The 15,801-nt window shown below is 62.1% G+C and carries 14 protein-coding genes and 1 tRNA gene; 6 read left to right on the top strand and 9 right to left on the bottom strand.

What is annotated here, in order from left to right:
• Positions 1-121 precede the first annotated feature (121 nt).
• The 8 genes from ACN50D_RS25520 to ACN50D_RS25485 form a co-directional block, all read right to left on the bottom strand.
• Positions 122-2,692 carry a glycosyl hydrolase 2 galactose-binding domain-containing protein gene (locus tag ACN50D_RS25520; RefSeq protein WP_192712310.1) on the bottom strand — a complete coding sequence of 857 codons (2,571 nt, stop codon included), beginning with the start codon at positions 2,690-2,692 and terminating at the stop codon, positions 122-124.
• Between the two features lie 2 nt (positions 2,693-2,694).
• The gene (locus ACN50D_RS25515; protein ID WP_003946304.1) at positions 2,695-3,681 is read right to left on the bottom strand and encodes a DUF1839 family protein; all 987 of its coding nucleotides are present in this window, start codon (positions 3,679-3,681) and stop codon (positions 2,695-2,697) included.
• Positions 3,681-4,637, bottom strand: a complete 957-nt coding sequence (locus ACN50D_RS25510) for an amino acid--[acyl-carrier-protein] ligase (RefSeq protein WP_054781160.1) — start codon at positions 4,635-4,637, stop codon at positions 3,681-3,683. The genes ACN50D_RS25515 and ACN50D_RS25510 overlap by 1 nt, the downstream gene beginning before the upstream one ends.
• A complete protein-coding gene (locus ACN50D_RS25505) occupies positions 4,634-5,824 on the bottom strand; it encodes an acyl-CoA dehydrogenase family protein (protein WP_003946288.1) in 1,191 nt (396 codons plus the stop codon). Before ACN50D_RS25505 ends, ACN50D_RS25510 begins: the two co-directional genes overlap by 4 nt.
• Positions 5,821-6,063 (bottom strand): acyl carrier protein, encoded by a 243-nt coding sequence (locus ACN50D_RS25500; protein ID WP_003946296.1) that lies wholly within the window; start codon positions 6,061-6,063, stop codon positions 5,821-5,823. Before ACN50D_RS25500 ends, ACN50D_RS25505 begins: the two co-directional genes overlap by 4 nt.
• Positions 6,056-6,502 carry a holo-ACP synthase gene (locus ACN50D_RS25495; protein ID WP_047270297.1) on the bottom strand — a complete coding sequence of 149 codons (447 nt, stop codon included), beginning with the start codon at positions 6,500-6,502 and terminating at the stop codon, positions 6,056-6,058. Before ACN50D_RS25495 ends, ACN50D_RS25500 begins: the two co-directional genes overlap by 8 nt.
• Positions 6,503-6,788: 286 nt before the next feature.
• Positions 6,789-7,430: a ScbR family autoregulator-binding transcription factor gene (locus ACN50D_RS25490; RefSeq protein WP_003946317.1), complete on the bottom strand. Its 642-nt coding sequence runs from the start codon at positions 7,428-7,430 to the stop codon at positions 6,789-6,791.
• A 189-nt stretch (positions 7,431-7,619) separates the two neighbouring features.
• Positions 7,620-8,273, bottom strand: coding sequence for a TetR/AcrR family transcriptional regulator (locus ACN50D_RS25485; protein WP_003946303.1), 654 nt, complete (start codon positions 8,271-8,273; stop codon positions 7,620-7,622).
• A gap of 154 nt (positions 8,274-8,427) precedes the next feature.
• Here ACN50D_RS25485 and ACN50D_RS25480 point away from each other — a divergent pair.
• From ACN50D_RS25480 to ACN50D_RS25455, 6 genes are all read left to right on the top strand, one after another.
• Positions 8,428-8,498: transfer RNA gene (locus ACN50D_RS25480), tRNA-Gln, on the top strand.
• Positions 8,499-8,586: 88 nt separating this feature from the next.
• A complete protein-coding gene (gene glmU / locus ACN50D_RS25475) occupies positions 8,587-10,038 on the top strand; it encodes a bifunctional UDP-N-acetylglucosamine diphosphorylase/glucosamine-1-phosphate N-acetyltransferase GlmU (RefSeq protein ID WP_003946310.1) in 1,452 nt (483 codons plus the stop codon).
• Positions 10,039-10,109: 71 nt separating this feature from the next.
• Complete coding sequence (locus ACN50D_RS25470) at positions 10,110-11,090, top strand: ribose-phosphate diphosphokinase (protein WP_003946284.1); 981 nt, start codon at positions 10,110-10,112, stop codon at positions 11,088-11,090.
• A gap of 239 nt (positions 11,091-11,329) precedes the next feature.
• Positions 11,330-11,986, top strand: coding sequence for a hypothetical protein (locus ACN50D_RS25465; protein ID WP_030536285.1), 657 nt, complete (start codon positions 11,330-11,332; stop codon positions 11,984-11,986).
• A 79-nt stretch (positions 11,987-12,065) separates the two neighbouring features.
• The gene (locus tag ACN50D_RS25460; protein WP_050654528.1) at positions 12,066-13,646 is read left to right on the top strand and encodes an SLC13 family permease; all 1,581 of its coding nucleotides are present in this window, start codon (positions 12,066-12,068) and stop codon (positions 13,644-13,646) included.
• Entirely contained in the window at positions 13,646-14,533 is an 888-nt protein-coding gene (locus tag ACN50D_RS25455; protein ID WP_030536286.1) for a cyclase family protein, read from the top strand. The genes ACN50D_RS25460 and ACN50D_RS25455 overlap by 1 nt, the downstream gene beginning before the upstream one ends.
• A 3-nt stretch (positions 14,534-14,536) precedes the next feature.
• On the opposite strand, the gene ACN50D_RS25450 is transcribed toward ACN50D_RS25455, so the two are convergent.
• Positions 14,537-15,742, bottom strand: coding sequence for a PQQ-dependent sugar dehydrogenase (locus ACN50D_RS25450; RefSeq protein ID WP_054188780.1), 1,206 nt, complete (start codon positions 15,740-15,742; stop codon positions 14,537-14,539).
• Positions 15,743-15,801 lie beyond the last annotated feature (59 nt).

The following is a 15,801-nucleotide window of genomic DNA, read 5'->3' as shown; positions in this document are numbered from 1 at the left end:
GCTCCTGAACAGTGATGACGGGTTGCGGACGCACAGCCCGAGCGCAATATCCCCACCGAGGCAGAGTTGTGCGCCGGTTCGATTCTATCGGTGTGCGATCTCGCAGCGCAGTCCGATCCGTTCAGTTTCCCGTAGCACTCGTCTTCTTCGACGTCCGCTTGGACGGCGAGGATTGTGTGACCGGAGTGATCGGCGGCGCCACGGCCACACTCACGTGCGAGTTGAGCGCCCGAACGCGACCGATCACCTTCGTCGCCTGACCGGTTCTCCGTAGGCGTACAGTCCTGCGACCGTTCGGCGCGAGGTGGAACCAGGAGTCTTCGGGCTCGAAGCCCTGCAGTTCGAGGGCAACGTATTGGGCGGAAGCATCCGTCGAGACGTCGACTACCCACTCTTCGTCACCGACGTTGCGCGCTGCGGCAACAAGTCCGACCGATCGCTCGCGAGGCCGCGCCGAGCCACCCAGGAGGTGGACCACTTCGTCCACCATCTCGCCGTCTTCGTCTTCGAGTGTGACGGTGACGGCGTCGTATGTCCGCGCCCCGAACCGAAACACGTGAGTGAGGTCGGTGAAACGGCCGACAAGGCTGTCCACGGACCAGGTCAGACTTGAATGCGCTTCCACCTTGACCGGTAGCGCGACGTCGACCGGGACGACGCCTGACCGACTGTGCGCTCGAAACCTGATCTCGCCGACGACAGGTTCGGCGGTCTCGTTGATCGCGTCGAGCCTCAATCCGTCCATACCGTCGTCCGTGACGAGGAGCGCGATCGGTTTGGCGCTCCTACGGAGCACGAACCACGGAGCTTTGGGGCTGCCGCTCCAATCGAGGACCCCCCATCCCGGTCCGGGCTCCATGTCTCGCAGTGCGAGTGTCAAGGCGCCGTCGCACCGAGAGTCCGGGCGACGCCAGTATCCGAGCGTCGATGCGAACGCCTCACATACAGCTGCTCGCCCCAGGTCGAGATAGCGTTCCGGGTCGGACCACCGGACTTCACGAGCGTCTTCGCCGAAAAGCGCGTAGACGTAGTGGTCCCGAACATCCTCGAAATCCCACGACGATCCGTTGTCCCTAGGCACCGCGGCTTTCCATGCCGGGTGGTGCCCCGCGACGGCGAGTGAACCGAATTCGTTCTCGATCACGGCATTCGACGGTGGAATCGAAAATGCCAATGATTCGGTCGCAAAACGTACTCGCGCGCTGAGCACGTCGGCCAGTGGACGACGATAGGCACCCACCCCGAAGTAGTGAGCGACCCCGCTTCCGACATGCGTTGCCAATTGCTCGCCCCCGCGAGGCGCCGAGGGGGACGACGTCACGTACTCGAGTTCGGGTGCCACCGTCGAGATCAACTCCGGCAGTCTCGAATGAATGAGCGGGATGTGTTGATCGACCAAGCCCAGCATGGTCGGCTGCTGTTCGGTCTCGCTGCCGCCGCAGAAGACTGCCAAAGCGGGATTTCCGCGCACTCTGTGCAAGAACTCGGTGACCTCGGAGGCAACGAGTTCGAAGAATTCGTCGGTGTCGGGCGGATCGAGCGTCGCCAACATCATGTCCTGCCACACGAGAATGCCCAGTCGCGCGCATTCCTCCCAGAAGTGGTCGCTCTCGTAGACCATCGTCCCCGGGATTCGAATCATGTTCAGGCCGGCCTCTGCCAGGCGTTCCAAGACGCGAGTGGTGCCGGCGTCGCCTTGAAGCGAGATCGGGTCGGTCGGCACCCACACCGAACCACGGCAGTACACCCGGATGCCGTTGACATACAAACGGAATCCACCATCGGATCTGTCGACCTCCACCGTCCGGAAGCCAACTGAACCGAGATGCTCGGAGACTCCGACCGCTTCCATCGTCACCGGATAAGTGCGCGGGGTGCCATGAGTGTGCGGCCACCACAACTGCGCTTCCGGCACTTCGACGACGCCGGACACCTCGAGAAATCCATCCGGTCCGGCGGATACAGCCAATTGCCGCGAGTGTTCGCCGACGCGCACGGTCACGTACTCCAGCGAGGCCGGCAATCCGGTGAGCCGAGCACTGACGGCAACGCGACCGGTTGTGCCGTCAACACTCGCATGCTTGACAGCAGAGACTACGGCGGCAATCCCCTTGTCCAACAAGCGGATACCCCGCCACGGACCCACCGGTACCGGTACACCACTGAACACGGGAGCCATACCGAGCATCGTGGTTCGGATCCACCGAAGGCCCTGTTCACGGACCATCGACGAGCGCCAACGTCCTCGAGGACGCCTCGATCTCAAAATCGCGGAGAGAGAATGAAAATGAACAGCCACCTGGACACGTTTACCAGCGCCGACTCCGGCCGGAATGCTCACTTCCCCAGGTGCGAACATGGATTCAGTGGACGCGACACGGACACCGCCGATCCAGACATCCGCAAACGCCGTCATACCGTCGAACTGGAGCAGCCACGACCCCTCACCGGTCGTGGCCACGGTAGTCACGAACCACCAGTCCGATGATGAAACAGACGACGACGAAACGGACTTCGTGCGTCCGGCGTCCGTCTGCTCCGCACGTAACGCACCGACGACTGTTCCAGGCACGGACGCTGCGACCCACTCGGTCACGGCTTCGAGGGCATCCGGGTCGGATATGGATCCGGGTTCGGTTGCAGCGCATCGCCATATCGCGCCGGCCAGCAGGTCTGCTGACGAACGAGGCACTGTTAGACCAACCTCAAGTGTCGATGCGAGTCGACGCCGACTGTGTCGGCAACGATTTCCATCGCCCTCTTCCACGACACGGCCATCTCGTCGAGTTGCTCACGCGGGTCCACCGCGCGGCCCCTGGAGGCACGCGCCATCTGAAACTGCACGCTCTTGGCACCGGATGCCACTTTGCGGAAATCTGGCGCAGCTTCGCCTGTCCCGGAGAAACCTGCAGTGTCCAAGAACTCGCTGGCGTCGGCAGCCAGCTCCGCGCTGGCCCCGCACTGACGAAGTAGCCCGAAGGACCAGAGGTGAAAGGCATCCATACCCGCCCCCTGCACCCATTCGAGGTCGTCGATCACCTTGCGTCCCAGCTCTCGCACGGGATTACCCACCGCTCGAACCGCTACATTCCGCCGAGCCACTTCGGCGATGTTTCCGGCGTTGGTCGCGTGAACCGGATTCAACCTGATCTGTTCGACGTAGGGCACGAACGAAGGAAGTGAGGAACGATCGAGATCGAAGACGCCGGAGAAATCGTCGCCTCGCAGCAAGTAGTACCCGCTGTTGTGAAAGTACTCGAGCTCGCCGGCAACGCGATCGATCCGATTGGGCACGATCGTGGTCTTGGTGTGCCCCTCGTGATAGCTCGTTCCAAGAGTATCGGGAAGCCAGTATCCGTCCACTTCAACCGTCGACAGCATCCCAACCGCGAGGTTGTCCTCGACATGGATCAGCGGTGCCCGCCAGACGTTCATCTCGGCGACTTCGATTCCGTACAGCGCGTAGATGTCCTCGGCCTTGAGCTTGAGGAACGTCCACTGAGTCCCGTCGAACCGCGATGAGAAGGCACATGCCAATGCCGGGACGGGGTCCAATCCCAGCGAATGCAACACTTCGATCCACAGATCCGTGTAGCAGTTGGTCTGCGCCCACACGCGGTCGTCCTGATGCAACGAATGGGGCCTGTAGCGATCAGGTGAAATGTCGATGAGCCGTGACATCAGATGCCCATTCGTTCACGAACGGAGGTTGGCCATGCAGCCACGTCAAGACCATGAGTCCGCAACAAGGACAACGCGATTCGCTCCATCCCGAAGCCGACGCACGAGCTGTGTGCCACCTCCCCCTCCGCCGTTCGGATGTCGAAGTTGACACCGAAATGGTCGAGATGGTTGTTCGAGGACACGATCGCCGTGCCCTCGTCGAGATCTCCGTAGAGCCGAACCGTCAGTTCCGTCTTGAGATTCTCTTCACGCTGGTTGGCTGCAAGCATCTTTCCGGCGCGCCCGAAGAAAGGATCATTGGCGATCACCGGGGTAGCGTCGAGTTCGAGCCGGCCGAGCACCTCGAGCCCCCGCTCGATCCAGTGCTCGCGATGCGCTCGCGCTGCCGCGGCGTCACCGATCGTCACGAACTCGTGCATCCGAAACGCCTGCATGCGAGCCGGATCGATGGCCGGTTCGTGCCGGAAGCAAAAACCGTAGATGTCCAGCAGCACTCCGCCTTCGGGGAGAACTCCGGTATACCGCGCATAGGCAGGATGGCACGCTGCGGACACGAGCATGGTCTCGGTCGGCTCGAGGTGGCGGTCCCACGATTGTCCGTCGGCGCGATCGGCCAGCAGTCGCGCGTGATCGCGATTGGAACCAGCGAAGGTGTTGATGGCGCCGGTGAGGTTGGGAAACGAAGCGATGTAGTCGGTGCGCTCGAAACTGCTCCGCGGGAACACCGGCGGGAACCGCAGCCGAGTCGCGGCGTCGCCTGGCCCCGCTGCAATCACCACTCGGTCGATACCGTCGACGATGTCCTCGAACACGCCGGAACGCCCGTAGAGTCCCGGCACCTCCGTCTCGACGAGAAGTCCTTCGACGAGCAGTTCACGTTGAAATGCAGCCCGGGCCCGATCCAGATCGGTCTCGCCTGTCACAGTCTCGGTCGTCACAGTCTCGTTCGTCATAGCGTTCCCCGGTATCCGATGGCCATGTGCGCTGAACCTGCCATGATTCGATCGTTGTTCACCATCACCGCTGCGCCGTGCGCGTCACGAAGGTGCCGACCGAGCGAAAATTCGGTGTCCTCGCGATATCCCGAGATTCCACAGATCAACATTGTCTGCCCCACGATTTCCACCACCGCTGTCGACGCTGTGACTTTCAGGTTGTTCATCGCGAGCGAAAATCCCACCGCTCCCGTCGCCTCGAAATCGGCAACGCCTTCCTCCGCGTGGACTGCGCGGTCGTACCTGCGCGCAGAGGCGCCGACGAGATCGGCGAATTGTTGTGCCGAAGCGGCAACTTCGGCGAGCCGCAGCGCTCCGGGGGAAGTGACCCCGGGCTGCTTGCGGGCGGCGGCACGCACGTACTTGCGCGCCTTCTCGACTGCAGCGTCGGCAATTCCCAACCACACCGAACTCCAGACGACGTGCGAGACCGGAAGCATGGTGTGGGTGGAGATATCGGAATACGGTACGCCGGCGACCATCTCCGGCGTCGAGGTGGCCCGAAGGATGTAACCGAGACTGCAAGTACCCCTCAGCCCCAGCGTGTTCCACTCGGTGGTGCGTTCGAGCGTCAGGTCTGGGGTACGACACACCACGAGAACCTGATCGTTCGGCTGACTCTCCGGTGTTCGCCGAGCCGTCACGACTATCGCGTCGGAGTGTTCACCGTACGAAATGACAGGCGCGTTCTTGATCAACAGCAGGTGACCGCCCAAGTCTTCCACCGCGCAGTAACTCCGGCTGACGTCACCACCGATTCCCAGCTCAGTGGTTGCCGATGCCAACAGCAATTGCTTGTCGACCGTTTCTTCGACAAACTCGCGTAGTGCTTCGGTGTTGCCGTGCTTGACCAACGAGTATATCTGCGTCTGATGCATCGCGAAAATCATTCCGCTTGCTGCACAGCGCGTTCCGATCACACGGGCGATCTGCGACACTTCCTGCAGCGAGAGCCCTTCGCCGCCTAGTTCCCTCGGCACAGCTACGGACAGCAGCCGTTCGCTTCGCATGGCGTCGACAGCTTCACGCGGAAACCTTGCTTCTGCATCGACTTCGTCGGCCCACACCGCTGCAACTTCGTCGGCCAACCGTGCGGCCCGCTCGAGGGCCGTTCCGGTGGAGCACTGCGATTGCGGAGCGTTCATGCAGCACCCAACTCCGTCAACGCACCCTCGATCGCCTTGACGCTTGCGAAAGTACTCTTCCGCAACAACTCGTCAGGGAACTCGATGTCGAACGAATCCTCCAGCGCCAACATGACATTCACGCTCGCGTGCGACGTCAAACCCAACTCGTAAAGATCGGCCTCTCCGTCGATCGTGCTCACGTCGACTGCCAGCCGACCGTGCTCGACGAGCACTTTCCGAATTGCCTGATCAATCATCAGCGATGTCGTCCTTCTTTTCGATGCGAGCGCCCGAGCGTGTTGCGATCACCATTGCGATGGCCACGTCCGCTTCGTGCGAGATAGATACTTGAAAATCGTGCAGATCCTGGGTCCGCGCGAGTTCCGCGGCATTACCGGACAGCGTCACCCCACAGCCACCCCACTCGGCCCGAGTGATTTCGATGGAACTCCACGGAACGGGAACGTCACCAGGCCGCAGTACCTTCACCACAGCCTCTTTGGCGGCGAAACGTGCAGCCAATCGTTGATCCCGCGCCGGCCCGGCGCACGTCTGCAATTCGTGCGGGGTGAAGGTCCGATCGAGATACCTCCGCCCGAAGAGTTCGATACTTCGAGTGACATCCACGACGTTCACTACGTCACAGCCGATCCGCGGGCCGATGTCGAGCATCGGCGTCGGCGCAGTGTCACCCATCTGTTGACTCCCCATCTGGGGTCGTACACGCCGGGCAGCCCCCTATGCTGCCCGGTGCGCCGACGCCGTCACCCTGCCCTGACAAACCTTCATTCTCAGCAATTCTTCAGCTACCGATAGAACATACCGCAATCCGAAGATTGACGGCAAGATCGGACTTCCAGATTCCCATCAACACTATAAACATACTCTTAGTTTGTTTCGAATGCAGAACAAAGAGAACAATGTCCCTACCAGGACATTTGCAGCAAATTGACAAAAGGAGCAGTGCGGAGAGCCAGTGATTTCAGTGATCACTGGCAAGGCGACGGGCCGCGAATTGCCTGAAGTACTCCACTTTCGATTCCGGGACCACGATCGGAAGTATCAGATTCCACGATGCCTTCATGGAGTCCGAAAGCTCACGAACGGTCCCGGTCGCGGCTGCCATCAGCCGAACTCCCGACGCAACTTCCAACAGGAAACGAGCAATGTCAGCAGAATCCGCGTCCGAACGCAGATCACCTTCGTCGGCGGCACGGCTGGCAAGTTCACGGTAAATGTCGAGCCACACGTCCAGAGTCGCCGGCCCGGAGCCCCGGTAGTCCCCGATCTCGACCAACAAGCGGAACGTCGCTCTAACCATGGCGTCATGCGCACCGATGTCGACGATGACCGACGAAATACCGATCAGTGACTCGAGTGCGGGAGTTCGACGGTCCAACCAGAGCTCACATTTTGCGTCGAAACGTGCCGAACCCTCGTCTATCACCGCCCGCGCGAGTTCTTCCTTGGACCCGAAATGGAAGTACAGGGCGCCTTTGGTCACCTGCGACTCGGCGATGATCTCGCTCAAGCTGGCATTGGCATAGCCCAGGCGCAAGAACACACCCGCTGCTCCGCGCAGCACCGAATCACGGGTGGCTTCTGCCCGCTCTTGCCTCACCATCGATCCGGCCTCCAATCACCACACATCGAACGAATTCTTGGTCTTACCCGTTCACAGCGTCAAAATGGATGGCACGGTTCGGCATTCAACCCACCCTGCAAACAAATGAGACATTTGCCCATCAAACGATCGTGATACAGCGAACACAGCTTAGACCGCGATCCATCTCTGCGCGGCAGGCGCGCCTGGTTAACCCTCCAATTGTGGATCGGCTTCCAGATTCGTCAGCCCATTCCAACACAAATTCACGAGGTGAGCGGCGACAACTTCCTTCGACGGAGTCCGTTCGTCGAGCCACCAAGTAGCCGTAGTGGACACCATGCCGACAAGCGCCTGTGCGTACATCGTTGCTAGTCCGGGGTCGAAACCGCGTCTGGAGAAGTCCCCCGCCAACAGGTAGCCCACCTGACTGATCGCGTCGTTGAGGAGGCTCGAATATGTCCCACTGGGCGCGACAACGGACGAATCGCGCACGAGTATCCGAAATCCGTCGGTGTGCTCTTCCACGTAGGTGAGCAAAGCCAACGCAACCCGCTCGACTCGAACTCTCGAGCGATTTTGTGAGAGCGAAGACGTGATCATCTCGAGGAGTCGCGACATCTCCCGGTCCACTACGACGGCGTACAGCCCCTCCTTGCCGCCGAAGTGCTCGTACACGACAGGCTTGGACACGTTCGCGCGCTGGGCGATCTCCTCAATCGAGGTCGCTTCGTATCCCCGTTCGGCGAACAATGCCCGCCCGATCTCGATCAGCTGTTGCCGACGTTGGGTACCGGTCATCCGGATCCGTGTCACTCGTTCGGGAACTGGATCCCCGCCACCCGAACCGGACACCGTCGCCATTGTCTTCCTCTCGCCGACACACAAATTACTGCTGTGGACGCTCAGCCTATCGGGACTTCAGGGGCCCGATCGGAGGAGCGGTTCGACCTACGGCGGGTCGGCATGCGATTATTCTTTCGCGCGTTCGGCCGCAAGGCTCGGCAATGCGTGGCAATCCGCCGTGGTGTAATGGCAGCACCTCTGATTTTGGTTCAGATAGTTCAGGTTCGAGTCCTGGCGGCGGAGCTGGTGAACAACATGCTTTCCCGAGCGGAATGTATGTCTTGATCGACAGTTTGATCGACAGTTTGATCGACAGAGGGAGCTCAAACCAGTGCAGACCGCCGTGATCGTTCTCGCAGCGGGTGCCGGTACACGAATGAAGTCGAAGACTCCCAAGGTCCTCCACACTCTCGCCGGACGCAGCATGCTGGCACATTCGCTTCACGCGGCAACCTCACTGAATCCCACGCACCTGGTGACCGTCGTCGGTCACGATCGTGAGCGTGTCACCGAAGCCGTGAACGCAGTCGCCGGGGAACTGGACCGTTCCGTCACCGTCGCCGTTCAGGACGAGCAGAAGGGCACCGGGCACGCTGTCAGTTGTGGGCTCGAGGGGTTGCCGGCCGACTTCTCCGGGACCGTACTCGTCACAGCCGCCGACGTGCCTCTGCTCGACGGCAAGACCATCGCAGACCTCCTCGCCCAGCACACGGCTGCTCCCGCGGCCGCGGTGACGGTGTTGACGTCGACGGCCGTCGACCCCACCGGCTACGGGCGAATCCTTCGTACGACGGACGGCGAGGTGAACGCCATAGTCGAGGAGAAGGAAGCCACCGATTCGCAGCGCTCGATCACCGAGGTCAATTCAGGGGTCTACGCCTTCGACTTCGAAACTCTGCGCGACGCGCTGGCGTCCCTCGACTCCAACAACGCACAACACGAGTTCTATCTCACCGATGTGATCATGATCGCCCGTCGCGCGGGCAAGCGTGTTCGTGCTCAGCACATCGCGGATTCGGTTCTCGTCGCGGGCGCCAACGATCGCGTGCAGCTCTCGACGCTCGCCCGCGAGATGAACCGTCGGATCCTCGAGAAGTGGATGCGTGCCGGCGTCACCGTCGTCGACCCTGCGAGCACATGGATAGATTGCGACGTGCACATCGCACAGGACGTGACGCTCCTGCCCGGAGTTCAGTTGACCGGCACGACCTCGGTGGGCGAAGACGCCGTGATCGGCCCGGATACCACCTTGGACAACGTGAGAGTCGGTGAGCGCGCAGTAGTCGTCCGCTCGCACGGGACCGACTCCGTTGTCGGCGCGGACGCGACTGTGGGCCCCTTCGCCTATCTCCGGCCTGGTACCCGCCTCGGGGCACACGGCAAGATCGGCGCCTACGTGGAAACCAAGAACGCGGATATCGGCGAGCATTCGAAGATTCCGCATCTTACCTACGTCGGCGACGCCACCATCGGCCATCACAGCAATATCGGAGCTTCGAGCGTCTTCGTCAATTACGACGGGGTGAACAAGAGCCGTACTGTGGTGGGGTCGCATGTCCGAACAGGCTCCGACACCATGTTCGTCGCCCCTCTCGTCGTGGGAGACGGCGCATACACGGGTGCGGGCACGGTCTTGAAGAACGACGTACCGCCTGGGGCGCTCGCCGTCTCGGGTGGGGTGCAGCGCAACATCGAGGGCTGGGTCCAGAAGAATCGTCCCGGCACACCCGCGGCCGATGCCGCTGCAGCAGCTGCACAACCTGACGGCCCTGCAACAACCTGACAGCCCTGCACAACAGACAGCACAGATCACCACCAGATCGACCGGCAAGCACAAAAGGACGGCATGAACCAGTGACTGCGAATTGGATCGACAACCAGAAGAACCTGATGTTGTTCTCGGGTCGCGCACATCCCGAGTTGGCGGAGCAGGTGGCGAAGGAACTCGACATCCGCGTCACCCCGCAGACCGCGCGCGACTTCGCGAACGGTGAGATCTTCGTTCGATTCGAAGAGTCGGTTCGCGGCTCCGATGCGTTCGTCCTGCAGAGTCATCCGGCACCGCTGAACACGTGGGTGATGGAGCAGCTCATCATGATCGACGCTCTCAAGCGTGGATCGGCAAAGCGCATCACCGCCGTTCTTCCGTTCTACCCGTACGCCCGCCAGGACAAGAAGCATCGCGGACGCGAGCCGATCTCCGCTCGCCTGATTGCCGACCTGCTCAAGACCGCCGGCGCCGATCGCATCATCACGGTCGACCTGCATACCGATCAGATCCAGGGCTTTTTCGACGGCCCCGTCGATCACATGCACGCACACAGCCAGTTGGCCAACCACATTCGCGCGGGCTACAACCTCGAGAACATCACGGTGGTGTCCCCCGACTCGGGCCGCGTTCGTGTCGCCGAGAAGTGGGCCGACTCGCTCGGCGGAGCACCGCTGGCATTCATTCACAAGACGCGCGACCCGTTGGTACCCAACCAGGTCAAGTCCAACCGCGTCGTCGGTGAGGTCGAAGGTCGCACCTGCATCCTGATCGACGACATGATCGACACCGGCGGAACCATCGCCGGCGCGGTCAAGGTGCTCAAGGAGGCCGGTGCAGGTGACGTCGTCATCGCTGCAACCCACGGCGTCCTCTCCGACCCTGCGGCCGAGCGTCTGTCGACGTGTGGCGCGAAGGAAGTTGTTGTCACCAACACACTTCCGATCGACGAGTCGAAGAAGTTCCCGACGCTGACGGTGCTGTCCATCGCACCGCTGCTCGCTCGCACCATCAAGGAAGTTTTCGAGAACGGTTCTGTGACTTCGCTGTTCAACGGCAGCGCCTAGTCTCGCGCCGCACTACGGGCGCGTACCTGTGACTTCACGGTCACCGGTACGCGCCCGTCGTCGTCTTCGTGAAGGTCTCAGAAACAGACCACCCGGTCATCATGAAACCACCTGTGGGACACACGAATACCGCCGAATGCGACGATTGACATGATCTTGATCACGCTACCGTCGAGAAACCCAGGTCGATGTTGGGGCGGTGTTCACCGCGCCGCAATCTTCGCCTAGTGTGGCTCGTCGTGATCGACGCGCAAACCCTGGAATCCCGGCCCGAATCTCATTCCCTGAATTCATCAGTTCCGACGATCCGGCGGTGGCGCCCAGGATCTTGTGTCTGGTGCGGAGACGACAACTCCGTGGACATGTTCCGCAACGAACCCCGCTGCGGAAAATGCCGTGAAAACGAAGGCATCATCGACGACGCCAAGCGCTTCCTCGGCATGTACGGTCTGCGCCCGCTCGGCGGCACGCTGCAGTCCGACGACGACGAAGAGCGCGAGTACCGCGTCAACGCACGCGAGGCACGCCGAGTCCTGAACGAGATCCGCATGGACGTCCTTCCCGATGCGGCCGCTGTTCGCAAGGCAATTCGGCCCCGCGCCGCAACGGTTGTCGCCGACACGTCACCCGCACGCGCTTCCCGCCCCGCCAGCACGGGCACAGCGACGCGCGTTGCCGCTCCGGTCAAGACCGACACCGTGGACATCGACACGCTCCAGACGCGCGTCCTAGGGCTTCTCGATCAGCTCGGTTCGATCGACGAGCAGATCAAGGTCGCCGAACTCGCACAAGGGTTGCCGGCTCGCGCACGACTGAGCGATCTGAACAAGCAGAAGGCCACGGTTCTTCGCACGCTGGCCGCTCTCGAGAAGGCCCGCATCGCCGCCTCCAACTAATTCTCCTCGCGTCCGTCCCACGGCCCCGTCTCACTTGCGAGACGGGGCCGTTCTGTATGAGCAGGTACCTTTACGAATCGTGAATGACATCACCACCACTTTCGTCGTGCTTGCACTGGTCGTGGCGCTGTTCGTGATCGGCCGAATCCCGGTCGGCATCATCGCGATCGGCACTGCCCTGGCGCTGTACGCCACCGGTGTGATCACGATGGAGCAGGCGCTCGCCGGATTCGGCGATCCCACGGTGGTGTTCATCGCCGCGCTTTTTGTCGTCAGCGAAGCCCTCGACGCCACCGGTGTCACCACATGGGCGGGCGAGAAACTGCTGGCGAAAGTCGGCGAATCCCGAGTCCGCCTCGTGAGTGCGATCATGTTGCTGGTTGCCGCGTTGACCGCATTGATCAGCGTCAACGGGGCCGTAGCCGCGTTGGTACCGATGGTGGTCGTCTTGGCGGTACGTCTCGGTAAATCGACGTCACAACTGCTTCTGCCGTTGGCATTTGCCGCCCATGCCGGATCGATGCTCACCTTGACCGGAACACCGGTCAACATCATCGTTTCCGAAGCCGCCGAGGAATCCGGGGCCGGTGCTTTCGGGTTCTTCAGTTTCACCTTGGTCGGTGCGCCGCTCGTATTGGGAACGATTGCGATCGCCGTACTTCTCGGTCCTCACGTCCTCCCCCATCGTGCTGGGACGTCGATGTCGCCTGACCTGAGCCGGCATGCCAAGACCCTCGCGAAGCAGTATCAGCTCATGGGAAAGGATGCGCCGTCCGCAGAGCCCTTGATCACCAAGCACGACGGCGTGGTCGAAGTGATCATCCCGCCGCGCTCGGAAATGATCGGCGACAGGGCTTTTCCGGGCATGGTGACCGACAGTGGAGATCTGGTGATACTCGCAGTCCAGCGCGCCGGTGAGGACTGCGGCCCCAAGGGCGTCAAGTTGGCGGCCGGTGACACGCTTCTCCTGCAAGGAAGCTGGGACGATCTCGACACCCACACCGCCGTCGATCCGAACGTCCTCGTGGTCGACGCACCTGCCCAGATCCGTAAGCAGGCAGCCCCGTTGGGAACCCGCGCGGTCATCGCTCTCGTCGTCGTTGCGGCGATGGTAGTGATGCTGACGTTCGGATTGGTGCCATCCGCGATAGCCGGACTCCTCGCGGCATGTGCGATGGTGCTGCTACGAGTCATCAGCGTCGAGCAGGCGCATCGGTCCATCTCGTGGACCACGTTGATTCTCGTCGGCGGAATGATCCCGCTGTCGACCGCAATCCAGCAGACCGGCGCGGCCGAAAAGCTCGCGCATGCGTTTGTCGACGTCGTCGGTGGGGCAAGCCCGTATGTCGTCGTCGCTGGACTCTTCGTCGTGACGGCGACTCTGGGCCAGCTGATCAGCAACACTGCAACCGCGTTGATCATCACGCCGATCGCGATCTCGGTCGCCATCGAACTCGACATCTCGGTGCTGCCCCTTCTGATGACGGTCACCGTCGCTGCCGCGGCCTCCTTCCTGACGCCTGTAGCCACTCCCGCGAACATGATGGTGATGGGCCCTGGTGGTTACAAGTTCGGCGACTACTGGAAGCTCGGACTCCCGATGTTGTTGTGGTTCCTGATAGTTGCAACGGTGTTGATCCCAGTGATCTGGAGTTTCTGATGTGCTCACCGAAGGTCTTGTCGGAGGTCTACGAATCAATCGGACGCGAGGGCAGGAAGATCAGCCGTCGATCGATGTTCGCGGCGCTGGGCACCGGTGCCCTCGGCGCGACCGTCATGGCCGGCGCTGTACAGCCCACTGCGTCGGCAGCACCAACAGGTCAGACCATCGTCGATCTGACCCACGTACTGACGCCGGAGTTCCCGGTGTGGCCGGGCGCGCGCTCGTTCGAGATGAGAAACCTGGCGAAGATCGCCGACGCCGCCGGATCTCTGGGCTCGCTCGGCTCCGCCGGGTCAGGTGGAAACTTCTACCTCAACGAACTCCGCCTCGAAGAACACACTGGTACTCACATCGACGCTCCCGCACACGCCAGTGCGGACGGAATCACCGTCGAGAAGATTCCCGTCGCCGACCTCGTCGTGCCGATTGCGGTCGTCGACATCAGTGCCCGAGCCTCCGTCGACCCCGACACACTGCTCACCCGCCAGGACATCCTCGATTGGGAGTCCCTCCACGGGACCATCGCTCCCCGCAGCCTGGTTGCGATGAACTCGGGTTGGGATACCCGGGCCGGTGCCGGTGGCGCCTTCACGAATCGAGATGCACTCGGCGTGCAACACACACCGGGATTCAACCCCGAGGCGATCGACTTTCTCGTCCGCGAGCGCAACATCGTCGCCGTGGGCTCGGACACCCTCAGCATCGACGCGGGCCGAAGCACCACCCACGGGGCTCACCGAAGCGCTTTGGGCTCAGGAAAGTACGCAGTCGAAGCCCTCGCAAATCTGTCCGCACTTCCGGCCGTCGGCGCCACGGTGATGGTGGGAGCGCCGACGCATGCGGGTGGTTCGGGTGGTCCGTGCCGGGTCATCGCCTGGTACTGAAGATCAGGGCGTGGGCGTCACCCGCAGCACCTTGTCGCCGGCGCCGTTGTCGGTGGTCACCAGGAGCGAGCCGTCGGGCGTCGGGGTCACCGACCGCAAGCGACCGAACTGGTTCTCCAACCCGAAGGTCTGCGCGTCGACCGAGCGTCCGTCGGCATTCAGGCGGAGGAAGATCAGTTCCTTGCTCTTGAGGCCACCCATTACGAGCGCACCGTCCCAGGCACCCCATGCAGCTCCACCGGTGAAGGCAGCGCTGGCGGTAGCCAACGTCGAGCTACCCGAACGCCACACCGCCGCAATTGCTCCCGGCACTCGCACCGGGTCGGTCATCGGCACGGATTCGTCGTACGTTCCGGGAAGCCGATCCGGGCGGTAGCCGTAATTTCCGCCGGGGGTAAGCAGGTTGACTTCGTCGTCGACGCTTGTGCCCTGTTCAACCGAGTACACCCGGCCGGTTCCGGGTTGCACGGCCAAGCCTTGGACGTTGCGGTGCCCGAGCGTGTAGACCGGGCTGGAAGCATTCGGATTCCCCGCCGCCGGAGTTCCGTCGGCGTTGATGTGCAAGACCTTGCCGCCCAGCGAATTCGGATCCTGGGGGACGCTCGGCGTCGCGGTGTCACCCGTCCCGACGAACAGCGTTCCGTCCTGCGCCGCAAGAATTCGGCAACCCCCGTGACGCCCGGACGAGACCGGGATTCCTGGCAATACAGTTCCGGTTCGCGTGAGTGCGGTCCATCCGGCGTCGACGGTCCACGCGATCACTCGAACGTCCGTGACTCCCCCAGCGCTGAATCCTTGGCAGGTGTACAGGGTGCGCGACTGAGCGAAGTCGCGAGCAAGCGCGATGCCCATGAGCCCGGTTTCGGACTGCGCGTAGAGATCCGAAAGGTCAGCAGCGACTGGACCTGTCGTGTTGTCGCCTCGGCGAACGAAGAATCCGCCGGATCGTTGTCCGGTCAGGATTGCACCGTCCGGGGCCGCCACCACGTCCCAGGGGTGGTCGAGTCCGTCGACCAGTGTGGTGACCGACAACTGCGGGAGGGTGTCCTCGATGGGTATGTCCGGGTCGTCGCTCCCCAACGATCCGGTGCTTCCGTTGCCGAAACTGCCGGGGTCGAAGGGGAATGGTTGAGCCACGCTCTGCGTTACCGGCATCACCAGTACTGCAGTCAGGGCCACGGTCAATGCGGCGAGCTTCGGATGACGCACGCGTTCTCCTCGGGTCGGAAACCGTTCTGCGCCTCACTATAAACAGACAAACACCATTT

It is taken from the genome of Rhodococcus sp. SB1D, from assembly GCF_048573875.1.
GTDB lineage: Bacteria > Actinomycetota > Actinomycetes > Mycobacteriales > Mycobacteriaceae > Rhodococcus_F > Rhodococcus_F qingshengii.
Note: the sequence above shows the minus strand (reverse complement) of the source record. Positions and strands in the feature narration are given on the sequence as shown.